This is a genomic window from Brevibacterium sp. 239c (assembly GCF_900169365.1).
In the GTDB taxonomy this organism is placed as follows: Bacteria; Actinomycetota; Actinomycetes; order Actinomycetales; family Brevibacteriaceae; genus Brevibacterium.
This window is the reverse complement of sequence record NZ_FXZH01000024.1, coordinates 23,443-45,433: the sequence shown is the minus strand read 5'-3', so window position 1 is coordinate 45,433 and position 21,991 is coordinate 23,443. Positions and strand designations below refer to the sequence as shown.

General features: G+C 57.8%; 18 protein-coding genes. 8 read left to right on the top strand and 10 right to left on the bottom strand.

Going from position 1 to position 21,991, the window contains the following annotated elements; all coding sequences use genetic code 11:
* Positions 1–33: 33 nt before the first annotated feature.
* From BSP239C_RS17840 to BSP239C_RS17815, 6 genes are all read right to left on the bottom strand, one after another.
* Entirely contained in the window at positions 34–2,154 is a 2,121-nt protein-coding gene (locus BSP239C_RS17840) for an acyltransferase family protein (RefSeq protein ID WP_101574696.1), read from the bottom strand.
* An 88-nt stretch (positions 2,155–2,242) separates the two neighbouring features.
* A complete protein-coding gene (locus tag BSP239C_RS17835; protein WP_101574695.1) occupies positions 2,243–3,166 on the bottom strand; it encodes a glycosyltransferase family 2 protein in 924 nt (307 codons plus the stop codon).
* A complete protein-coding gene (locus BSP239C_RS17830) occupies positions 3,163–3,993 on the bottom strand; it encodes a CDP-alcohol phosphatidyltransferase family protein (RefSeq protein ID WP_257930272.1) in 831 nt (276 codons plus the stop codon). Before BSP239C_RS17830 ends, BSP239C_RS17835 begins: the two co-directional genes overlap by 4 nt.
* Before the next feature lie 118 nt (positions 3,994–4,111).
* Positions 4,112–4,501 carry a glycerol-3-phosphate cytidylyltransferase gene (tagD, locus tag BSP239C_RS17825; protein WP_101574694.1) on the bottom strand — a complete coding sequence of 130 codons (390 nt, stop codon included), beginning with the start codon at positions 4,499–4,501 and terminating at the stop codon, positions 4,112–4,114.
* A 108-nt stretch (positions 4,502–4,609) separates the two neighbouring features.
* Positions 4,610–5,878, bottom strand: coding sequence for a CDP-glycerol glycerophosphotransferase family protein (locus tag BSP239C_RS17820; protein ID WP_101574693.1), 1,269 nt, complete (start codon positions 5,876–5,878; stop codon positions 4,610–4,612).
* 177 nt (positions 5,879–6,055) lie between these two features.
* Complete coding sequence (locus BSP239C_RS17815; protein WP_101574692.1) at positions 6,056–8,746, bottom strand: glycosyltransferase; 2,691 nt, start codon at positions 8,744–8,746, stop codon at positions 6,056–6,058.
* Between the two features lie 167 nt (positions 8,747–8,913).
* Here BSP239C_RS17815 and BSP239C_RS17810 point away from each other — a divergent pair, with 167 nt between their 5' ends.
* From BSP239C_RS17810 to BSP239C_RS17800, 3 genes are all read left to right on the top strand, one after another.
* Positions 8,914–10,647 carry a CDP-glycerol glycerophosphotransferase family protein gene (locus tag BSP239C_RS17810; RefSeq protein ID WP_145997490.1) on the top strand — a complete coding sequence of 578 codons (1,734 nt, stop codon included), beginning with the start codon at positions 8,914–8,916 and terminating at the stop codon, positions 10,645–10,647.
* A gap of 171 nt (positions 10,648–10,818) precedes the next feature.
* Complete coding sequence (locus BSP239C_RS17805) at positions 10,819–11,718, top strand: XcbB/CpsF family capsular polysaccharide biosynthesis protein (protein WP_101574707.1); 900 nt, start codon at positions 10,819–10,821, stop codon at positions 11,716–11,718.
* Between the two features lie 134 nt (positions 11,719–11,852).
* Positions 11,853–12,974 carry a magnesium and cobalt transport protein CorA gene (locus BSP239C_RS17800; RefSeq protein WP_101574690.1) on the top strand — a complete coding sequence of 374 codons (1,122 nt, stop codon included), beginning with the start codon at positions 11,853–11,855 and terminating at the stop codon, positions 12,972–12,974.
* A gap of 55 nt (positions 12,975–13,029) precedes the next feature.
* Here the strand turns inward: BSP239C_RS17800 and BSP239C_RS17795 are convergent, their stop codons facing one another.
* The 3 genes from BSP239C_RS17795 to BSP239C_RS17785 all read right to left on the bottom strand — a co-directional run bounded on the left by BSP239C_RS17795 (position 13,030) and on the right by BSP239C_RS17785 (position 15,399).
* Positions 13,030–13,239, bottom strand: a complete 210-nt coding sequence (locus tag BSP239C_RS17795) for an AMP-binding enzyme (RefSeq protein ID WP_257930274.1) — start codon at positions 13,237–13,239, stop codon at positions 13,030–13,032.
* Positions 13,240–13,488: 249 nt separating this feature from the next.
* Positions 13,489–13,713, bottom strand: coding sequence for a DUF2795 domain-containing protein (locus BSP239C_RS17790; RefSeq protein ID WP_101574688.1), 225 nt, complete (start codon positions 13,711–13,713; stop codon positions 13,489–13,491).
* Positions 13,714–13,761: 48 nt separating this feature from the next.
* The gene (locus tag BSP239C_RS17785; protein ID WP_219618926.1) at positions 13,762–15,399 is read right to left on the bottom strand and encodes an FAD-dependent oxidoreductase; all 1,638 of its coding nucleotides are present in this window, start codon (positions 15,397–15,399) and stop codon (positions 13,762–13,764) included.
* Positions 15,400–15,489: 90 nt separating this feature from the next.
* On the opposite strand from BSP239C_RS17785, the gene BSP239C_RS17780 reads away from it, so the two are divergent.
* The 5 genes from BSP239C_RS17780 to BSP239C_RS17765 all read left to right on the top strand — a co-directional run bounded on the left by BSP239C_RS17780 (position 15,490) and on the right by BSP239C_RS17765 (position 20,862).
* A complete protein-coding gene (locus BSP239C_RS17780; protein ID WP_101574687.1) occupies positions 15,490–16,101 on the top strand; it encodes a TetR/AcrR family transcriptional regulator in 612 nt (203 codons plus the stop codon).
* Between the two features lie 163 nt (positions 16,102–16,264).
* Positions 16,265–16,828, top strand: a complete 564-nt coding sequence (locus tag BSP239C_RS17775; protein ID WP_101574686.1) for a TetR/AcrR family transcriptional regulator — start codon at positions 16,265–16,267, stop codon at positions 16,826–16,828.
* 191 nt (positions 16,829–17,019) lie between these two features.
* Entirely contained in the window at positions 17,020–17,157 is a 138-nt protein-coding gene (locus BSP239C_RS20815) for a hypothetical protein (protein ID WP_180959087.1), read from the top strand.
* Positions 17,158–17,226: 69 nt separating this feature from the next.
* Positions 17,227–18,666 (top strand): DHA2 family efflux MFS transporter permease subunit, encoded by a 1,440-nt coding sequence (locus BSP239C_RS17770; RefSeq protein ID WP_101574685.1) that lies wholly within the window; start codon positions 17,227–17,229, stop codon positions 18,664–18,666.
* 3 nt (positions 18,667–18,669) lie between these two features.
* Positions 18,670–20,862: a GMC oxidoreductase gene (locus tag BSP239C_RS17765; RefSeq protein ID WP_101574684.1), complete on the top strand. Its 2,193-nt coding sequence runs from the start codon at positions 18,670–18,672 to the stop codon at positions 20,860–20,862.
* 314 nt (positions 20,863–21,176) lie between these two features.
* Here BSP239C_RS17765 and BSP239C_RS17760 read toward each other — a convergent pair whose 3' ends face one another.
* On the bottom strand, positions 21,177–21,878 hold the full coding sequence (locus BSP239C_RS17760) for a hypothetical protein (protein WP_219618925.1): 702 nt from the start codon (positions 21,876–21,878) through the stop codon (positions 21,177–21,179).
* Positions 21,879–21,991 lie beyond the last annotated feature (113 nt).

Sequence of the window (21,991 nt, the reverse complement as noted above, 5' to 3'; positions counted from 1 at the left end):
GTTCAATCGGTCAATCTTCGAGCCTTTTGTCGGTCAGTCGAAAGTGCCCAGCCCAGTGTGGCGCAGCTTGTCGTTGAGTAGAGGTGCAAGGGTCTTAGCGTACGTGGCCGTGATGTGAGCAGTATCGAAATAGGTGATAACTCCCCCGATGACCGGTTCACATCGACCATCCGGACAGAACCAATCTTCCGGGTAGATGATCGACATATGCTCCGAGTCGACCTCCTTCGCCGATTCTGCGAGAGGATCCATCCAGTACCAAGATTTCGGAGTTCCAGAGCATTCTTCGAGCTCATCCTCATGCGTGGCAACGCAATCAGGCACCTGGATATCGTCTCCTCCCGGATAAGGGATGTCTCTGATGACAACAACGTCCAGTTTGGCGTCCGTCCAGCGCTCCAGTATTTCCTTATGTCCTTCTGGAGCCTTCTTCTCGGTTTCTTCCCAAGTCATTCCCTCCAACGGTGTTGACTGCCGTTCCGAGGTAACCACAGCGTCGAATCCGCCCGACGTGGTGCGATCGACAACCCAGTCGGAATAGTCCTGACAACCTTTGATGCCCTCTGGAGTGCCCAGGTCCTGCGGAAGGGTCGAAATGCTGCAGTTCGAGGCCAGGAAGGTCGTGATGGTCCAATCGTTTTTGTCAGCCAGTCTCTCCAGTGCTGGCAGCCAGTGGCCCGCATGTGAATTGCCGACCAGAGCGACCTGCTTCTCGCCGTCGCCATACGTGCATTCTGGTCGATCCGTGTAGGGTTCGCTCGACCAGCACCCGTCTGCGTACGCCTTTGATTTGTCGTTCTTAGCGGCAGCCGGCTCCATCAACAAGGAATCCGTGTCATCACACTTCGGGTTGTCCTTCGCGCTCGGCAGCAATGCTGCGGCGCCCAGACAGGAGTCGGGGTCAGCCAGCGCGGATTGCAGGTTGGCCTTGTTCGTTGCGACGATCCGGTCCGAGACCCACATCTGGCTCAGACCAAGTGTGGCGACGAGTGCCATAGCCACGATCGCGAAGCCAAAAGTCCTTCTCGGGCTGCGCAGGAGTGAGGTTTTCCGGAAGCGATTCTCTACCCACGTCGTGGACGCCCACGCGACAATGAGTGAAAAGAGGATGATTACGGCCTTATCCAAACGGCCAAGGTTCTCCGTGGTGCCCAGCTTCTCGGACAAATATGGAACAAGGACGATAAGTGGCCAGTGCCATAGATAGACGGAATACGAGATGTCGCCCAGGAACTGTGCGGGCCGCAACGATAAGAGAGGGAGCACGGAGAATCGGCCGCGAGAATCAGCGACGATCACAAGCGCGGTGGAGACTACTGGAACAAGAGCGATATAGCCGGGGAACGGCATGTCCGCACGGATGAGGAATGTGCCTGCGACGATCCCTGCCAGTCCGACCCACCCGATCAGTGAGCTGAACGGGAGCCGTTTCGGACGAATATAGCTGACGAACACCGCCACGAGCCCACCAGTCGCCATCTCCCACATGCGAGTCGGAGTGATGAAGTAGGCCATCGCTGGCTGCACGATCGTGAACCAGATCGAGAAGATGAGCGAAGCAGCGAAGACGCCGACAATGGTGAAGCCGACAACTTGTTTGGGGCGTTTCGCCTTCATCCCGATCAGGAATGCGAGTCCGATGATTATGGGCCATACAAAGTAGAACTGCTCTTCGACAGACAGCGACCAGAAGTGCTGTATCGGAGATGGAGCATTGTCAGCCGCAAGGTAGTCGACGCTGGAGCTCGCGAAGTCCCAGTTGACCACGTATATCGCGGCGGAGAAGATCTGCCGTCCTGTATCGACCCAGATCGACTGGGGAGCCACAAGATACGTCAAGACTCCAACGAAGAGGAGTACGAGCAGGGAAGCCGGCAGAAGTCGGCGAATCCGTCTCGCCCAGAAGTCTGTCACGTCTCGCCAGTTCTTCGGCGGAGACTTGATCAAATGGCTGGTGATGAGGAAACCGGAGATGACGAAGAAGACGTCGACGCCGATGAATCCACCGACAAAGCGATTCGGCCACAGGTGGTAGAGGAGAACGATGCCGACTGCTAAGGCCCTCAGCCCTTGAATATCAGCACGGAATCCCGAGCTCTTCGGCTTAGGAGCCGAGCTCGGGGATGATTCAGCGTCGGTGGTTGCCAGCTGCATGTGTCGCTTCCAAAACAATTCTCAGCCGGTTTGATCAGACCCGGCTGCGGTCGCTGTCGTTCCTGTGGTCGGCAGAGCGGTCTTCCGCTCAGATGATGGGAGGACGTCCGTGTCGAGTCATCCTCAACACGCCCCGTTTCGAGAGTTTCTGTCGGTCCTCATCCTCTGCCCACGGATCGAGCTTCCAGCCTGCGCGCCACCCTTCCATCCAAGCTTGGAGCTGGTGTGGCTTGTTCGCCCATTTCAAACACTGCATCAGTGTCCACGAACCGACGTAGGCCCAGCTGAAGGGCCACGGTAAGTTACGTCGAGCCAGCCAGACACGGTTCCGTGCATTCATGTAGAAGTATTCGTCATGGCGTCTGGGATCGATCACAGGGTGTGCCACAGCCAGGTCACCCATGTACCAGACTATGTAGCCGGCGTCCCACACTCTCCAGGCGAGTTCGATTCCTTCGTGGGCGTACCAGAACGGTCCCGGCCAGCCGCCACACTCGTCGAATGCCGTCCGCTGCATGCAGACGGCACCTTCCCAGACTGAGAAGACGTTGGAGGAGTGCTCGGCTTCGCCCTTCTTCAAACGGGGGATCCACCGTTTCGGAGCATCCGGCCCACCCGGTTCCTCGACTCTAGGTTGGATCAGACCGATTCTCGGTTTCGTGCGCATCAGCTGAGCCATGCGCATCAGAGTGGTGTCGTCGGGCAACCATGCATCGTCATCGAGGAAGAACAGGAATTCGCCCTTGACGTGTGGAACTCCAGCGTTGCGCCCGGCAGGGATCCCCAAGTTCTCCGGCAGTCCCAGAGTTTTGACCTCGGCAGGGATCCCTTCGGGCTCCCATCCATTGCCTACACACACAACGTCGAGATCGACACCCTTCTGCGCCAGCAGAGATTCGAACCCGCGGTTGAGGTCGTGCAGTCGCTTCCCTTGGGAGAGCACGACAACACCAAATGAGTATTTGCGGCTCTCTTCGAATCTCTGGGAAAGAATACGGGAAGAATCAGTCATGACAGTCTCCTCGAGGCCATGATCGACATGAAGTGCCCGATGACCGACAGTAGGCACAACGGTGCCAGTATCAGAACGAGCCAACGTTCGCCGAAGAGCGGAGCCGCGCCAGCTGACGCTGCAATAAGCGTCGCGATGCTCGCTGCCAGAGCGAGGAGCGACATCTCCACGGAATGGTAGATGCGATGGAACGGTACGAAACGGGCAGCTCTTTTGAGCTTCGCTACAAAACCTGGGTTCAGCGCGGTTGCCGCTTGCGAGTCCGCGAGTTTGTCCAGACCGTTGAATGCTCTGGAGACGTGAACCATGTCGTTGAGTGCTTTGTTAAGCAGGACGAAACCAGCGAGGACAGTTCCGGCCAACAAGTAGGGGTATGTTCCGGCGGGATCATCGCTGAGGTTGTCCCACTCCCCCACCGCTCGCACACCCAGAGCCACGGCTACCAGGCCTTCCGTGGTGTAGTGCCCGACTTTGTCTAGGAAGACGCCTTTGGCTCCGCTGGTGCCACGCCATCTGGCTACTTCTCCATCGCAGCAGTCGATGTACATCTGGACCTGAGAAAAAATCACTGCGAGGATTGCTCCCCAGATCCCTGGGATGAGCAAGCTGGCTGCGATGCACCAGCCGGCAAGGATCATCAGACCGGTGACCCCGTTGGCACTGATCCTCGTACGCACGAGGATCATCGTGAAATAGATCGAAATGTGCCTGAGGTACAGCTGTGCGCTCCAGTGCTCAGCATTCTTCCGACTGCGAACTTCGATTGGCTGAGCCTTAGCCCGAAGCTCAGCCAGGGTCGGGTGGCTCTGCGGTTCTCGTGTTGGCACACCCGCTCCTCTCTGCTTCAAGGCATGTGAATAGCGTTTCGAAGCATTCTACTGTGGTCACATCGATTGCTCTTGAGAAGGCACAGGGGTGTCCAATGCACTTCAGGTAACCGAAATGTCAGGGTTTGCCGAGTTCCGTCTTGATGCGAGTCGTTGAAATTTCGGGGGTACGGGGCAGGTAGACGACTTCACATTTGTCTTTGAGGAAGTCGAACGTCCCTTCCCAGTCGTCACCCATCACGAAGGTGTCGATGTGGTACTTTTCGACATCGGTGACCTTCTGTTCCCAGTTGTCCTCTGGAATCACGAGGTCGACGTAGCGGATCGCCTCAAGCATGTGCTTGCGTTCCTCATAGGAAAAGTAGGACTTCTTGTCCTTACCAGCATTGAACTCGTCGCTTGAGAGCGCTACAACGAGGTAGTCGCCCTGCTCTTTGCAACGCTGGAGCAGACGGATATGGCCATAATGAAGAAGATCAAACGTGCCATATGTGATGACTCGTCGCATGAAGGAACCTTCCAGACGATTTGGTGCCTCGAGGGCAGGCAGATGGGAGTAGCAGTTCAGCGGCAGTTTACCAGTCTGTTACTTTTGGTCACAGATGTGTAACTTGCCTCACGAATCAGCTTTTTGAAGACGGTCTTCGTTTCGGCGCTCGATGACGGTTTTAGTGGCGTCGACGAACTGAGAGATCTGTGCACCAGGCGACGTATCGCCCAGATAGCGTCGGCCCAGCTCGGTGGAGAGGTCCCAGGCCGATTCCGCTTCAACGATGAGATCGACGATGTCCAGGCTGTCATCTGCGGGCAGGGTGAGGCAACGATCAAGAAGACCGCCGGACAGCACCTCGGCGTCGGAGCTATAGGGTTCGATCATGACGAGCGGCTTCTTCGATGCCAACCAGTCATACGCCACCGAGGACATCTCGGCAACTGCGACATCTGCCATGTCGAACTGCCACGAAACGTCTGAGGTTCGGTCCAGAAGTGCTCTCGGATCAGATTCGACGATGTCCTCAATGGTGTCGAGAGCCTTCGCATATTCGCTCCTCATGACCCCAGTTCGCTGATGGGGACGAAAGATCACTCGATAGCCCGCATTCAGAAGGTTGTTGACGATGCTTGCGCCGTTGTGTGCGATTGCTCCGTAGGCCATCGACGGCGAGTCCCCCTCCCACGTCGGTGCATAGAACACTATTTGCCCATCAGGCTCGGCTGCGGAAAAGTTACGCCACACCTCCGGGATCGCTCGTGGGCGATCGAGCTGAGGACGCCCGACATCGAGCATCTTTTCGTCGCACATCCCATAGAGTGTTCGCTCAATGCGCTCCCGTGCTGCTTGTCCCGCGGTAAAGACAAAGTCATAAGCCTTGAGCTGATTGGAGATCATCGAGACCTTTTCGCTCTCCCCATGACTGAGATGAACGTGAGCGGGACCCGGATAGCGCAGTGACTGGAAGTTCGGTGTCGCCTGATTGACGTAGAAGACAGCCCTCAGAGACGACGAGGTCATGAACTCATCGAGGCCCTTGGTCAGACGCGAGAACCGAACCGGGAGATCGGTGACAGTCTTCAGATGCTTGGCAACGATGGGACTGCGGACAATGATCCCAAATGGGTGATCGCCGTACCCCAAGCCTTTCAGCTCTGCTTCCAACTGCTCGAACGGCCAGATCCACTGTTCGAGCTGATAGACCGAATCCATTCCCACGCCGAAGCACGCTGCAGCCACGAATTCGTCCGTCGCTTGTGGGTAGAAATCACTAGGGAGCCGTGATTCCTGAATCCGGTCGCGGAATTTTCGGGCTCCAAGCTTCGCCGCCGACTGAGCGAAGTTGACCCCTTTGATCGCTTGATGCGAGAGGTCATCCGGAAGAGTTGTCATAGAACCATTGTGCACGTGCAGATTCGAAGACCCTGAGCCGACTCTCCGTTTATATACAACATGGCCTGTCATTATGATCACCGCACCCAGCGATGAGCTGTGTTCACGGCCTGTTTCTCGGCTGCCACTGAGACTTGGTTTCAATCCACCAATAACAATGGATCGAAACCAAGAGGCTCAGCCGAATATCACCCGAGTGAATTCGTCGACGACCTCCTTATTGTAGGCCTCACCATCGAATGGTGAGGCATGAACTTTCCCATCAAGGTATGCCTGCATCCCCTCTGCCAGTGCTGCCTCATCTGTATCGACAATGAGGCCTCCACTGCCTTCCATCGCACTGTGCACCGATCCGAACCTAGTCGTCACTATGGGCAGGCCGAGGACTCTTGCCTCTAGAATGACAATTGGCTGCCCTTCATAATCGCTCGACATGACAAAACAATCGCATGCAGACATCACCGAGTAAGGATTCCGCAGTCGACCGGTGAACTCCACCGACCCAGTTATACCCAAGGAGACCGTCAGCTGCTTGAGCTCTTTTTCCAAGGGGCCTTCGCCGATGACAACCAGCTTGGCTCCTGGAGTCACCTTGGCGACCAGAGCAAACGCACGAATCAGCCGAGCATGATTCTTTTCGGGCGACAATCTGCCCACTGTGACAAATGTTGTCCCAGCTCCGCCACCTACAAAACTTGACAGGCTCTGCTGGCGATTGGCCTCGGAGATAAGATCTTCGAAAGAGTAGTACTCTCCGAGAGCTTTGACTGCATCTCCCAGGTTCCTCAACGAATAGTCTCCGGCTGCAGGATTCTCGACCATAGTTCCACCGCTGCCAGACCTGATCCGTTCAACGTTGATCGTATTGCGGGCACTAGTGAACTTTTCGCTGGATGCATACATGCGGAGGTTCGTCCGATTGATCTCATTGAGGTCCGGAGAAACTGAGACCAAGGCGTCGAAATCACGGTAGAGCTTGAAGACTCCAGTCAGGTTCTGGAAATGAGGACGGACTCCATTCACGTCCCTTTCTGCGTCAGCTTCGAGGTCATTGTGGAGCCAAACTGCCTTCCTTGCCGCCGTTGCGTGTGCCACGATTCGGGTCCAGTATGACGAGTATCCACTGAAATCAACGGCTGCATCGAACTCAGCATGGCCGAAGATGCGCCGCCATTCCCAGTCCCAGACAGCTGTAGCTTTGTCGCTATCTGGCAGGTCGTCGATCGAAGCCTTGTCCAGTTCTTGCATACTGCCCAACAAAGGCAACTGGAGAATACTCGGGTCCCGAATCAGCTGTCTGACGTGGCTCGGAATCATTGCAGCGTTTTCTTTACGGTCCCTCTGATTGGATCGATAGAAGAATGCTGTGATGTCGTAGTCGCTGTTGTCTATGCTGTTCAGGAGATTCAACGCTGATGATGTGATCCCGTTCGTGATCATCCCGCCGAGATAAATTACGATCTTCTTTCGGCCGTCGCTGAAACCTCGTTTGACGTTGTAGCCGGACTCGTGACCACCGAAGACGATATCGAGAACTCGCTTTCCAGCTTCCCCGTCGTCGCGGGGGGTCAGTTCTGCTGATAGTTTCGCATATCGTTCGGCCTCGCCGGGGAACGCGTTTTCGAAACTGCTCCGGTCGCGCAACTTCGCGACATTCTCATTGAGTTCTTCCACTGACCGGGAGACGGGACCTGGAAGCTCTGAAGTCTCGAGATATACTCCACGGTCGCTCGCATAACTGTCCGAATCCGGAATGTGGAACGCGACTGGCCGTCCAGTGGCCAGATAGTCAACAAAGATGCTCGAATAGTCCGTGATCAACAGGTCAGTGATGGCAAGCGCTTCATTTGCCGGCACGTCGTTATGAATCAGGGAATCGGAGAACTCAGGGTCCTCAATCAACTGATCGAAAATAACTTGGTGAGCCTTGAGTAGTATGACCCAACCGTCGAGCTCAGGGTTCGCTCGCAGTGCTGCCAGAGTGGCCTTCAAGCGGCTGGCGTCAGCACTCGGTTTGTAGAAGGATTCCCCTCGCCATGTGGGGGCATAGAGCAGAACCTTCTTCCCTTCCGTCTCGACCCCGCGGTCCTTCAACGACTGTCTAGCCACAGCCCCGGCTTCTGTCCTGAACATGCAATCAGACCGTGGGTAACCCTCTTCGATGATTGCACCTGAATACACGTTATTCAGCTTGTATGCGTTCAGATACATCTGATTGGTCATGAAGCCGTTCTGGGACAGCAGATAGTCCGCAGACATGAAATTCCGAAGCACGTTCCTCGCACCATCTGCACCGCCCTCGATGTCATAGCCCATCTTCTTCAGCGGGGTGCCGTGCCACATATTGACGTAAGTCTGATCAGGTCGTTTGACGAACTCGGCTGGGAAAGTTGCGTTGTTGACCAGGTACTGACTACTCTCGAGCTTCTCGAAGTAGGTCGTTGTCCTATACTTAACGAAGTTCACGCGCGGATGTCCCGCGAACTTTGTACGGAACTGTGACGACCATGCCTTCTCGGAAAGCACCCATGTATGGTGAAAACTGCCGAAACGTGGGTCCTCAAGCATCTGCCGGAAAAGTGCCTCCGGGTTGCACAGAGCCCCATTACCTGAGAACGACTCCCAGATAACAGTGTCTCGCTTCAGCGGTCCGGTCAGCGCCTTTGAGAACGCCCTAGACCGAACGGCGCTCGAAACTGATTTCTTGTTCTGGCGTAGCTGACGTGACCATTGGATTCGCTCTTTGCGCAAATAGGCAGACATTGCCGAAGGAAAGACGTTCAGAAGAACACGCTTGGTCCGGGGTCCTATTTGCAATTTACTCCACTCGATAGATGTGACCGCGATCATGGTATTGGGCTTGAACACCGAAGTTTCGGTAATCAGTAGACGCCAAGTAGTGTATCGCCAGGGCAAATGTACACTTGCCAGACACCCCCTAGATATCTCAAGTTATCCGACTATTTACGCTTGCTCCTGCCCCTGGGTACGTATCTTCATATCCATGTCCGAAGCGATGACCAAGGGAATCACACGTGTCAGTAGAAGAAGCCGCCACGCCAAACAGTTTTTTGAAGCACCGCAACGTGACGGGCCGCGAGTTTTGGAAAGACAAAATTCGGGACCCAGAGGAATTGAAGACTCGTCAGGCAGAGTACGTCCTCTCACTGCCGACCAATTCCAATGTGGTTTTCTACGAGAGCATGTCCGGCGCGCGTATGATGGACTCTCCGTACGCTCTCTTCCTCCACCTCTACAGTGATCCTGATTTCCGCGGTCTCCATCATGTATGGTCGGTCAGGTCGGCAGACCTGATACCCGATGAGTTCAGGGACAACCCCCGCGTCACTTTCGTCACTCGGGGCACTGATGCCCACCTCTATTTCCTCGCTCTTGCGGGCTACATCATCGGCAACTCGCTCCTGCCCGATTACTTCGTTCGCAAACCCGACCAGAAATACCTCAACACGTGGCACGGAATCGCCTATAAGACGCTCGGGCGTACAGCTGCTTCGCCCCTGGGAGCGGCAGGAAGCGTCTACAATCTCCTTCAAGCGACCCATGTTCTGACTCCTTGTCCATACATGACCGAGGCGGAGCTGACTCGGTTCTCGCTTAGAGGGGTCTTTTCAGGTTCTATGGCCGAAATCGGCTACCCACGCCAAGATCTGACGTTGAATATGTCCGAACTGAGCGCACTACGACTTCGCGAGAACCTGGGCTTGGATCCCACAAAGAAGACCGTCCTCTACGCACCGACATGGCGCGGGAACAAAGGGTCTGCACGATTCGATGGCGATCAGCTTCAAAGAGATATCGAAGCCCTCGCGAAGCTGAACGCGAATGTCATCTTCCAGGCGCACCACATCATGCTTCGCCACATCAAGAACGTGGACTACGGCAACATCATTGTGCCACCGCCCAAGATGACTGCGAACGAACTTCTTGCAGTTGCCGATCTGTTGATATCTGACTATTCGAGTATCTTCTTCGACTTCTTGGCGACGGGCAAACCCATCGTCCACTACCTCTACGATTATGCAAAATACGCCGAAGAGCGCGGCCTCCTACTCGATCAAAGTGATCTACCCGGCCCGATTGTCACAACCGCTGACGAACTGATTTCAACGGTCACCAGTCTGATTTCGGAACCGTACCAACCAACGACTCGATATCAGCAGGCCAGAGGGAGATTCTGTCCTCATGACGATGGGCAGGCCACCCTTCGCACCATTCGTTGGTTCATGCTTGGCGACGATTCAGGTATCAAACAGGTTGAAGCACGTCCCCGGCCGACAACCGTCTTCTGGGGTGGGCGACTCGACAAGACCAAAAAGACTCAGACCTTCCTAAACGCCTTGGACACTGCGGCAAAGTCGGGCGACAGGGATGTCACGCTCTTCGTTGCACATTCTATAAAGTCGAACTCTGTCGCGATGGAGCGAATCAGGCAGCTGGATCCTTCTGTGTCGATCGTGGCGCGCAATGATTTTGAAATGATCATGACCACACAGGAAAGACAAGCTCGTCAGGGCACAGACATTGCCCAGATGCCCGAGGAACGAGTGGAGAAGAGTTCTGCATGGAATCGCCTGAAAGGTGCCTTCGCTCGAAAAGCTCCGGTAGCTGCACCAGAAGACGAGCTTCTCGAGACGATGTACCAGCGCGAATATCGACGAGTGTTGGGCGACGCGCAGTTCGATGAGTTGGTCAAGTTCGACGGCCTGTCCGGTTTCTGGAGGAAGCTGGCTCAGCATGCCCTCAAATAGGAAAGTCTCTGAATTCGAGGGTGGTACCGTCTTGCTGTGATCCAGAACATACTGTGGCTGACTCTTGAGACGAGCCCCGACGACATCCCTGCAATGATTGCTGAAAATGACGGCTTGCCTCGATACTTTCGCATCGACACATCTCTCGCAGCGAAGCCCGATCAGGACCTCATGAAGCTGGCGTTGAAGAACCGGGATGCGAAGGACCTATTGATCCGGCTCACCAATCTGGGCTTCTCCCTGTACTACAACGCTGCAGACGAGAGCAGGTTCATCCGGCATGATCGCATTGTGCACCACTGGCCTGCCGTCAAAGATGAATCGTTCCAGGTCTCTGACGATGGGATCGTGCACCAGTTCGAACGCCCGAAGTCAGGAACGATTTCGCGCCTCGTCGTCATCTTCTCACCGATCAATTCCAAACCGCGCCTGATCCGCTATTTCCGCCCGTCCTTTGCCACGTTGATGAAGTACGTCCCTCGCGATACAGCAATCCTTCGAGTCGCTGATGTGGGAGGCGTCAAAGGAGCCTTCTACTTGGACACCAGCTTCATGCCAGACAATAGCTCCAGAATCCGACGACTCATACAAAGCAAGGTCGCTGAACATGGCATCGAAGCACCCAATGTCGTTCTCTTCGGCGCTTCCAAGGGTGGCACAGGGGCTCTGTACCACGGGCTGACGGACGGCTGGAAGTTCGTTTCGGTCGATCCGATCGTCACAGACAGTTGGTATGAGCAGTACGAAAACGATTATCACTTCACCGCACAGGGGGTCTTCCCCAAGCCGAAGCAAGAAGTCTTCACCGAACTCGTCGGACGGATCGCATCTGAGCGGCGCGGCGAGGCGTTGAACTCGGTGATAGTGACATCGTCGAGATCACCCCAGTACCCATATACATCGGAGATCATTAATCCCCTTCGAGATAGTCTGAGCGTGCTGGACAGCGGTAATCCGAATATTCTCAAACACCCGGATGTTGCGCCCAAGACCATCTATGCGCAGGTGATGGCCATCAACACACTCTTACTCGGGTTCAGTCTTCCCATTGGAGAATCGGCGGTCCCATGAAGATTGTCACTGCCTGATAGTGCATGCCGGGGTCATGCGAGTTTGTAGGAGTGAGTGACACCACGTGCTGTGCACCATCGACTCCGGTTTTGCCCTCAGCTACGTTGGAGTCTTAGTCGAGCGAAAGAACCACGATGGCACGAGCACGCAGACACAAGTCCGAACCGATCACCAAGCGCAACCGCAGCACTGGCATGACGGCTGAACCGCCGAAGCCGATTCTCCTCAGTCGCCAGATCGTGGGAAGCGAACCACACGAAATATCGGCCTCTTCCGACTTCGCCGAGGCACTCTCAAAGCGAGATTCGACAGACGACTCCCCTACCTCGGCAGCGTTCACTCAGGTCGTCATCCCTCGGTCCACTCCCGAGCTGCTCGCGGAGATCGCCTCGGTGTGGGAACTGCACCCAGTTCTGGTTGACGATCTGTTCCACGCCAATCAGCGCCCCAAGGTCGACCGGTACGACGATGTCCTGTTCGTCGTCGTCAAATCAGCGGTCTACATCGACGCGGCGGAGGAGGTCGAGTTCAAGGAATTCCACCTCCTGATGAAGGACAACGTCCTCGTGATCATCTGCCAGGATGATCGGTTCATCGACGGGACACCGATCCCGGACCGTGCTGAAGACATGGCCGCCTACTTCACAAGCGAGGAACGACAGTGGATCTCTGACAGGGATCTGCTTGCACTCGGGCCCGAAGCCCTCATCTACCGCCTCCTCGACACGGCGGTCGATACCTACTTCCCGGTGTTGGACGGGCTTCAAGACGACAAAGACGGCATCGAACGACAGGTCTTCAGTGGAGACACTGCTGCGGCTGAAAGGATCTACCTGCTCAGCCAGGAAGTCATCGACGTGCTTCATACGACCACCCACCTCAATCGGCTCACCCAACGACTGAGCAATGGTGCCGCGAAGTACGCGATCCCGACTGAGCTGCAGGCTTACCTCGACGACGTCACCGACCATCTGACCCGAGTTCTCGCCGAGGCCGCCGAATTGCGCGAAGCCCTTTCGCAGATCCTCAACGTCAACTCCACTCTGGTCGCCCAACGCCAGAACGAAGACATGAAGAAGATCTCCGGGTGGGCAGCGATCCTGTTTGCTCCGACCTTGATCGGTGCGATCTACGGGATGAACTTCGATGACATGCCGGAGCTCCACTGGGCCTTCGGCTACCCAATGGCCATCGGACTGATGGTCGGTCTGGGCGTGGTCCTCTATACCGTGTTCAAGGTGAAGAAGTGGATGTGACAACGTCGGCAGAGTCGTCACCCGCTGAAGGCGGGCCACCGACAATTCTCGGAGCTCATGCCTGCGTTCCTTGGTACCGGGTATGCTCTTCGACCAGTTGGAACTTCTGCACCTTCCCCGTAGTGGTCATCGGCAGTTTTTCGGCGCTGACCACGGAGACGAATCGCGGCACCTTGAACACGGCGACACGGTGCCGGCAGTAAGCGCGGATCTCAACCGCCTCCACGACAGCATCACCATCCGGAATGACCCATGCAGCGCCGATCTGGCAGACCGGTGGTCCCTGAGGTGACGACGATGTCGCTGACAGAGTCGGAACCGACAGGGGCAGGTTCGAAGTCCGGGTGGGTCACCGCGGGCGACGAATTCCGCGAGAAACCTCAGCTTCGTACTCCTGCGTCATACGTCAGTGATGCATGATCGGTGATGATGAACGGTCGGTCCCGGAACTGTGCAACAACGCTGTCGAAACATTGGGACAGCGTAATCACCAGCTCAGCCGAACCGTGACGAATCAGCGATGAACACCGCCGGAGGCGTCGCCCTCCGGCTCCTGTGGCACCGCATCGACGACGTCGTCCTTGTTCTCAAACTGTCGATCAGGCAAGGCGTGCAACGCCTGAAGAGTCTTCGGAGTCGCTGAACGCTCCGATGCGTGGTCAATGAGTTGGGTCTTCGAAGCAGGAAATTCCATACCTTGCAGTGCCTTTTCGGCACGGAGTTCGTCACGCGTGGTCATCTGAGCTCTGCCCTCTCTTTAGGAAACTTCGCAATTGCGAGCATAGGCTCAACCCGACTGCGCCGAAACCCCCTTGCCAAACTGTGCAGCAGCGTTAGGATGCCCCGCTGTTCGATGCTTCACCTTCACCGAAGCTTTCCCACCAATCGGCTTGCCCCACGCTGAGAGGCACTCCGGCAACGTCGAGGTGTCGCCGGTGTCAGAGATGAAGGAGATGTAGCCATCGGGGCGAATCAGAATCAGACTGTGGTCCGCTGCCTCGTAGGTGTCGGTGAGATGCCCACCAATATCTGCGATCTGCTCTGACTTCGTTGGATCGTCGACAACGCGAAGAACCCTGATCTCAGGAGGGAAGCTTGCCGCTGAGAGTTCGGCCCCGAAGTTCAGCAGTGTAAAGCGCCCACCACCTGTCAGGTCGAAGAGGCGATGGCTGCCGTCGACCGAATCCAGCTCAGCGGCATCAGGTGCGCGATCGCCGGCTCGCAATTGATACGTCTCGTCACGGTCGTCACACACAATCCCAGAGCTGCGATAGCCAACGTCGAGTTGAGTAGCAGCCTCTTCTCGGCGAGAGGGCAGGCTCTTCTCATGAAGTGCCTGATTCAACCGAGCGTCTGAAAGTTCGAGCACTCTGGCTGCAACTGGCCGCCGTTCCTCTTCATAGCTGTCTAACAGAGTTGGAGAGGCTCCATGGTCAACCGCTGCGAGCTTCCAGCCGAGGTTGTGAGCGTCTTGGATGCCCGTATTCATCCCCTGGCCGCCGGCCGGTGAATGAATATGAGCAGCATCGCCGGCGAGGAAGACTCGGCCGACGTTGTAGCGGTCGACGAGACGAACATTGGCCCGCCACAGTGTCGACCATGCGACTGTTCGTATCCGAATGCCACCACCAGAGCGTCGGTCAACGATCGCCTGCAGATTCTCGACATTGAGCTTCGGGTCCTGCCCTGGGTAGATGCTCGCCTGGAGCTGAAACAGCTCGGTTGACGGCAGAGGGCACAGGCTCAGGGCACCGTCGCTATGAGGCCACATCTGCCACGCCTGCCGATCAAGGCCTTCAATCTCAACGTCGGCAACGATCATGCGCACTTCCGGACGAGTATCACCGTCGAAAGGTATCCCGGCCTGCTTCCGCACGATGCTATGGCCCCCATCGCAGGCCACCATCCAGCGGGCAGTCACATCCTCAACCTCACCGCCTGCCCAGAGGTCCGCTGATACTGACTCGTCCGACTGCTCGAAGCTGCTCAGTCTGGTATTGAACTCGACTCCACCGCCCAGCTCCGCCAGGCGCAGTCGCAGCGTCTCCTCGATTCGCCACTCGGGGGTGACCAGGCTCGCCGGATAGGGGATATCGGGTCGGTTTCGCAAAGGCTCCGGGACAGATCCGCTGGACGTTACCTGCCCATCGGGAGACGTTGATCGTATCGGCATCGCCATTCGGCCATGAGCAAGCACTCGATCGACAACACCCAGATCTTCGAAGACTTCGAGTGAACGCGGCTGGACGCCTTTGCCCCGGGAACCCGGCTGTGGGCCCGGGGCTTTCTCAACCAAGCGGTAGGAGATCCCACGCCGGGCGAGCTCACACGCCAGCGTCAGACCTGTCGGACCAGCCCCCACGATCAGCACCGCCACAGCACTCGTCGGCTGCGACTGCACCTTCGACCGCATTGCTTCAGTCATCACAGCATCCTTCACTCATAAGAAAGTTTTTCATGTCTATCGAGAATAGACACGCTTGCCAAGAAAGGCAATCCTTTCTAATATGAACTGATGACCCCCGGCCACACCGAACCCGCGCGCCGCAGATACGGCAAGCAGCTTGAGTCCGCGATCCTCGCCGCCGGATGGAACGAGCTGGTCGAAACCGGCTACGCCCGCCTGACGATGGCATCGGTCGCTGCCCGAGCCTCGACAAGTGAACCCGTGCTCTACAGGCGTTGGGCCAACAAAGACGAACTCGTGCTCGCCGCCTTCGAGAACTACCGAAGCGACAACCCCATTACCATTCCCGATACCGGACATCTGCGCGATGACCTCCGTGCCCAACTGACATCCGTGAGCGAAGCCCTGGCAGGGTTCTTTGCCATCGCGGCAGCGGCCGCCTTTTCGGGACTCCTGGCCGACTCGGGCCTTTCCCCATCGGAGGTTCGACAGAAGGTCATCGGCACCGAGCAGCGCCCACGAGGCAGAATCATCTACGAGCGCGCCCACATCCGCGGCGAGATCGATCTTCAGCGCATCCCTGAGACCGTGCTCGACATGCCCTTCGACCTAATCAGACACGATTTGCTCATGGAGCTCAACCCTCTTGAACCCCGGCGCATCGACTCAATCGTGGACGAATTGTTCTGGCCGCTCGTCCACAGTCCGGAAGCCGCATAAGCCGCCCCGAACGACGCCACCCCGGCGCCCCGGCGCCCAGCATCGCGGCACCCCGGCACAGCGGGACGCGCCACCACCTCGGCGACACGCACAAGGCACGAGCACAGGGAAAATCTGAGTGGCACACTTGCGACCGACAAAGAGTGAGTGTACAGTCACTCATATGACAACACGAAGCGCACCACTCTCCACCGCCGAGTCGAGGCGGCCAATCGTCGTCGCCGCCGCCCTGGAAGAATTCTCATACGGCGGACTCCACGGAACAACGGTCGCCAAAGTCGCCCACGCCGCAAAGATCTCTCCGGCCTATGTGTTCAAACTCTTCCCCAGCAAGGAGAGTCTCTTCGTTGCCGCCCTCGAGTCCTGCTTCGACGAGATCCTCAAAGCCGTCGAACAGGGAGCAGACAGCTCCCCCGACAACACCCCGCAGGCAATATTGCACACGATGGGCGGAGCCTACGCAGAACTCATCGCTGACAGACGCCTCCTCATGATGCAGGTGCACGCGCAATCAGTGGCAGACATCCCCGAGATAGGTAAGGGCCTCCGCTCGGGTCTGGAACGCATCACAACCTTCGCCAAGAGACGATCGCGCGGCAATGATGACGAAGTGCAGCACTTCGTGGCATACGGCCAGCTGTGCCACCTGCTTGTCGCCGCACGTGTTGACGAGAGCCCGGCACCATGGGCAGCCGCACTGTCCCATGGCATCCGCCACCCCGACTGACCGACGAACAGCCACAACCGTCGGTGCCCCTTGCTCACAAGAGTGAGTGACTGAACACTCTATTCCGGAAGGAGGAAGCATGACCAAGGAAATCACAATGCGCTGGATCAGCTTGATCCCGCTTGCACTTGTCGCACTCACGATGTTCACCGCATGGCAGTAACTCATATCCCACAGAACAGGAGAACACCATGACCAATCAAACCGACCCCACCCGTACCGACACACCTGAGACACGTTCACAGTGGACGGGCGAGAAGACGGCCTGGTGGATCGTCTTCGGAGCCACCACTCTCGGCATCATCATGATGCTCGGTCTCTGGAACTGACTGACTGTGGTTCGTGAGGGGCCCTCCGGCCCCTCACGAACCACGCATCTACTCGAAAGGACTACGATCATGTCTGCATCCAAGGTTTCTTCTTCGGCGGAGCCGAGTGCTCACAGCCGCCGACGCTGGCTCACATTGGGCTTCCTCGCATTGGCACAGTTCCTCGTCGTGCTCGACGCATCCATCGTCAACATCGCCCTCCCCGTCATCGGGTCCGAACTCCATATGGACTCCGCAAGGCTGGCTTGGGTCATCACGGCCTATGTGCTTCCGTTCGGAGGGTTCCTCCTCCTCGGCGGGCGCCTCGCGGACCGATTCGGCCACCGCCGCCTCTTCCTGACAGGGACGCTGGGATTCGTGCTTGCATCCGCCCTCGCCGGGTTCTCCGTCTCGAGCGGAATGCTGATCATCGCGCGTGCCCTACAGGGAGCATCGGCGGCGCTGCTCGCACCCGCTGCTCTGGCTCTGCTCACGCAGCTCTTCACCCTGCCCAGCGAACGTGCCCGCGCTCTGGGCGTCTGGGGCGGGGTTGCCGGAATCGGTTCCGCGGCCGGAGTCCTGCTCGGCGGCATCCTCACTGCGTCCTTTGGCTGGTCGTCGGTGTTCTTCGTCAATGTGCCGATCGGGGTCGTCGTCATCGTGGCCGTCCTGTTCTTGCTCACCGCGGACACCGCCGTCGAATCGAATCGGCTTGATCTGCCTGGAGCGGCGACGATCACCGGTGCTCTCATCGCCGCAGTCAGTGCACTCAGCGCTTGGGAACAAGTTGGCCCAGGCCATCCGCTGACGCTGATTCTCGCTGCAGCCACCGGCGCCCTCATTCTAGGATCCATCATCGTCGAACGGCGCGCTGCACAGCCCCTGATCCCGCTGAGAGTGTTCCGTAATCGGAGCCTGACCGTTGGCAATATCGTGATGCTGCTCCTCGGTGCCGCCATGATGGCTCTCTTCTTCGCCCTGTCGGTCTACATGCAGTCGGTCCTCGGATACAGTGCGCTCACAGCGGGCTTGACTCAATTGCCCTTGGCTGCGGCGCTCATCGCAATCGCGAGCGCAGCACCCGCCGCAATCACCCGTTTCGGGTCTAGGAGCACGTTGATCGCCTTCCTCCTCACACTCGCATCCGGGCTCACATGGCTCGCCTTCGCGCCCTCGGACGCCGCCTTCGTGTCGCAGATCCTCGGCCCCACGCTTCTCATCGGAGTCGGGATGGGCGGAGCCTTCGTGACCACCACTCAGCTTGCAGTCGAAGGTGTACCGGGAGGTGAAGCCGGCCTCGCAGGCGGTCTCGTCAACACCAGCCAGCAGATCGGCGGCGCACTCGGGCTCGCTGTGCTGTCAACAGTTGCAGCGACTCGCACCTCGGCGCTTGTCGACAGGGGCGTCGGACAACCAGAGGCGCTGACCTCTGGATTCTCGTGGCTATTCATCGGAGCCGCAATATTCGCACTGGGGGGCGTGGTTGCCGCCAGCTTCGCGCACTCGCATTCCGCCGGTTCGGAGTCCTAAGTCATGACCACGCAGCCCCAGGCCAAAGAGCAGACCGATGCCATAGTCGTCGGCAGCGGCTTCGGTGGGGCAGTCACCGCCGCTCGCCTCGCACAGGCCGGATATTCTGTGACAGTTCTCGAACGCGGACGACGATGGCTTCCCGGCCAATTCCCTCGGTCATCGAACATCCGTGAGGATTGGCTGTGGAGTCAAGACAGCGGGCTCTACGACATTCGCTGGTTGAAGACCATGCTCTCTCTGCAGGGAGCGGGCTGGGGCGGCGGGTCTTTAGTGTATGCAAACGTCTTCGCTCGCCCTGCGACAAGCACTCTGGACGGACGATGGCCGGATGAGCTTCGTCGTGAGGTGTTGGACCCGTACTTTGATCTTGCCGGAACAATGCTCGACGTGACCCCGGTGCAGGACGACCCGAAGACAGGCAACGTCCCCGCTCGCACACTTGTCCTGGAAGACCTGGCAACACGAATGGGAATTCGCCCGGCGGCAACGCGACCGAACCTTGCCGTCAGGTTCGATCCGTCTGATGCCTGGACTCATAACCAGCACGGCGTACCCCAGCGGGGATGCACATTCACCGGTGAATGTGTCCTCGGCTGCAACAGATCAGCGAAGAACTCCCTTGACTTCAACTACCTGGCCGTCGCAGAGCAGAACGGGGCCACCGCCGTGACCGATTCCGAGGTGCGGCATCTCGAATGGGACGGTTCCAAGTGGACTGTATGGGCTGCAGAGGGCTCGGGCCCCGACAAAACCCTGGTCAGTCGGTCCGCCACACGGCTCTTCCTGGCGGCGGGCGCCGTCGCGACAACGGAACTCCTGCTGCGCTCACGCGACATCGACGGGACTCTTCCGAATCTGTCTCAGGCACTCGGCCACGGGTTCTCCGGCAATGGCGACTACCTTGCCCTCAGCAATCTCAGACACTCCGAGCCGGACCTGACGACAGGCCCGACGATCACAACCACGACGGTCCTCGATGTATGGGAGCGTTCACGCCCGGTATGGCTTCAGGTCCAGGACGGTGCGGTCCCGGAGGCGGTCTCAACACTGCTCAACCATCTGCTGCCGTTACACAGCGTGCGTGCAGTCTGGCGTCGATTCCGACCCCGTGATCCCAAGCAGACCTTCGCATTCCTCTCGATGGGGCACGATGCCGGATCGGGCCGGCTCGAACTCGACCGCCTGGGAAAAGCCCGCTTGCGGTGGGTCAACCGCTGGCAAGCGCGGCTGTATCGTGCTGAGGGAAGAGTCGGCCCAGCAGTCGCTCGGATCATCCAGGTGCCAGTGCGCGCAGTCGCGACATGGTCTCTGCTCAGGCTTCCGGTGACGGTCCATCCACTCGGTGGAGTACCGACCAGCAGCAATCCGGCGAAGGGCGTTGTGGGACCAGATCGACAGGTGCACGGGTATCCGAGCCTCTACGTCATGGATGGTTCCGTGATTCCGGCATCCACGGGAGTCAATCCGTCGGCAACGATACTGGCGAGTGCAGAGCGAGCTGTCGAGGGCATCATCCGCGAAACGACCGGGAACAGCTCTTGGCGTGCACCCGAATGGGCACGCGTCAGCTGCCGCCTCCCTGTCCCAGAGGATGACGCATATCGCTGGATGCTTCGGCGCCGACAGCACACCGCTGGTGACGGGATTGTCTTCGCCGAAACGATGCACGAGCGCGGATCAGTTACCGCGCGCACCGGTGAGCTCCGCGTTCAGCTCGAAATCCCCAGCCTCGATATGTTTCGAAACGATCCCGAGCATCGCCTGTCGGTCGCGGGCACCCTCACGATCAGTGGATTCAGCGGCCCTCGCCAGGTCACTGGCCATCTCAGCATGTTTCCCGAGGGCGCAGACCATCTCATGCGCTACGACCTTGAGTTCATAGATCCCACCGGGCAGAACTGGACCGCAGTCGGCAGCAAGCGTCAGCATGGGCGCGGACCGATCGCGCGATATCGTGGATTGACGAAGGTCGACCTCATGATCAGCCGAGCAGACGGGTCAGGTGCTCCGCTCACGAGAACGTTCGTCCTCCACCCGCAAGACGTATTGCGCAACGGCGCGTCGATCCGAGGAACAGGGTTCACGTTCTACCGACGTCGCATGGCATTCAATGTATTTGCGCGCTTCTTCCTGAGCGCTGTGTTTCGTCCGAAGTCCGGGCATCCGTCACAGACTCGACTGCGAAGACGATAACCTCCGCAGCCCCTGATTCATCGGCAGTCTGACACTCAAACTGACATCTTTCCTTGCACCAGTCCCGTCCGTGAAGATCCGCGCCGAGTCAATGAGTTCTGACAGTGCCGCCCGTATAGTCGGAATCGTTGCCTTCTCCACTGTGTTCGTCGTCTCTCGAGTAGTCATCGTCTGCCTCAGTCATGTCTCGGTTCCTCGGCTCCGGTATTCCGACGTGGTTATCGTTGCTTGGTGGCCAGAGCGGTTGTCGTCGATCCCGGATCGATCAGTACTACGCGAATACCACGGGTGGGCGCATCGCCTTCTTTGTGCGGTCAGTCATTGTTGGAGGACCGGTCGCAGGGTGCCGCAGTCTCGGCCGCGGCCTGGAGCATCCAGCTGCGGAACTCGACCGAGAAATGCTCGAGATGCTGCTCAATCGCATCAGGGGCACTCGTCGCCGGCAGAGAAACCGACAGCTCGGCATCCATGCCATATGGGGCCTCGACGAACGTCGTGGAGACAGACCCGAACGGTGTTCCATCATCGTCAAGCCTCAACAGCGAATATCGTTTATCAACCCGTTCAAACTCATCCGCAGCATCAATCTCGCTCTCGGCCCAGCCCCCCATGTAGAAACCAACAACATAGCTTCCGAAGGTTTCGACGACATGCGGGCCCTGGGGCTCAGCCATATCCATAAGATAGTGCTCCGGCTGAGCGGCGATGAGCACATCCCTTCGGGCGAAGGCCTCGATCATCCATGTCGAGAAATCTGCAGCAGTCAGATCCTCTGCCTCAATTGTGATCACTCCAGTGACCTGCTCACCCGCGGAGCGCATAACATGCTCGCGAAACAGGGCATTGCCTTCTGCGATCTGCTCACTCACCAGAGCATGGAGCCGATCATAGCCAAGATTGCCCTTCAGCAGTCGGAGAGCGCGACGGGCAGAGACAAGTTCGGATCGATCGATGCGGCGATCATCGATATCGCCCCTGATACGGACCGACGCTGCGGTGCTGGTGCCGATTGCCATGATGACTCCTCTTCGACTTTTGTACATGCCGTGGCACTGACTCCACGACTGTGAACTTAATGTTGTTCGTTTCTTGTTTCGGGTGCTTAACGGTGTGGTGGGGCTTGGGACCG

What these genes read in the sequence shown, in the direction of transcription:
- BSP239C_RS17775 (WP_101574686.1), top strand. Translation starts at nt 16,265, where the DNA reads ATGACAACACGAAGCGCACCACTCTCCACCGCCGAGTCGAGGCGGCCA.
- BSP239C_RS17770 (WP_101574685.1), top strand. Translation starts at nt 17,227, where the DNA reads ATGTCTGCATCCAAGGTTTCTTCTTCGGCGGAGCCGAGTGCTCACAGC.
- BSP239C_RS17840 (WP_101574696.1), bottom strand. Translation starts at nt 2,154, where the DNA reads ATGCAGCTGGCAACCACCGACGCTGAATCATCCCCGAGCTCGGCTCCT.
- BSP239C_RS17760 (WP_219618925.1), bottom strand. Translation starts at nt 21,878, where the DNA reads ATGGCAATCGGCACCAGCACCGCAGCGTCGGTCCGTATCAGGGGCGAT.
- BSP239C_RS17820 (WP_101574693.1), bottom strand. Translation starts at nt 5,878, where the DNA reads ATGACAACTCTTCCGGATGACCTCTCGCATCAAGCGATCAAAGGGGTC.
- BSP239C_RS17805 (WP_101574707.1), top strand. Translation starts at nt 10,819, where the DNA reads ATGAAGCTGGCGTTGAAGAACCGGGATGCGAAGGACCTATTGATCCGG.
- BSP239C_RS17765 (WP_101574684.1), top strand. Translation starts at nt 18,670, where the DNA reads ATGACCACGCAGCCCCAGGCCAAAGAGCAGACCGATGCCATAGTCGTC.
- BSP239C_RS17835 (WP_101574695.1), bottom strand. Translation starts at nt 3,166, where the DNA reads ATGACTGATTCTTCCCGTATTCTTTCCCAGAGATTCGAAGAGAGCCGC.
- BSP239C_RS20815 (WP_180959087.1), top strand. Translation starts at nt 17,020, where the DNA reads ATGACCAATCAAACCGACCCCACCCGTACCGACACACCTGAGACACGT.
- BSP239C_RS17780 (WP_101574687.1), top strand. Translation starts at nt 15,490, where the DNA reads ATGACCCCCGGCCACACCGAACCCGCGCGCCGCAGATACGGCAAGCAG.
- tagD (WP_101574694.1), bottom strand. Translation starts at nt 4,501, where the DNA reads ATGCGACGAGTCATCACATATGGCACGTTTGATCTTCTTCATTATGGC.
- BSP239C_RS17785 (WP_219618926.1), bottom strand. Translation starts at nt 15,399, where the DNA reads ATGACTGAAGCAATGCGGTCGAAGGTGCAGTCGCAGCCGACGAGTGCT.
- BSP239C_RS17800 (WP_101574690.1), top strand. Translation starts at nt 11,853, where the DNA reads ATGGCACGAGCACGCAGACACAAGTCCGAACCGATCACCAAGCGCAAC.
- BSP239C_RS17790 (WP_101574688.1), bottom strand. Translation starts at nt 13,713, where the DNA reads ATGACCACGCGTGACGAACTCCGTGCCGAAAAGGCACTGCAAGGTATG.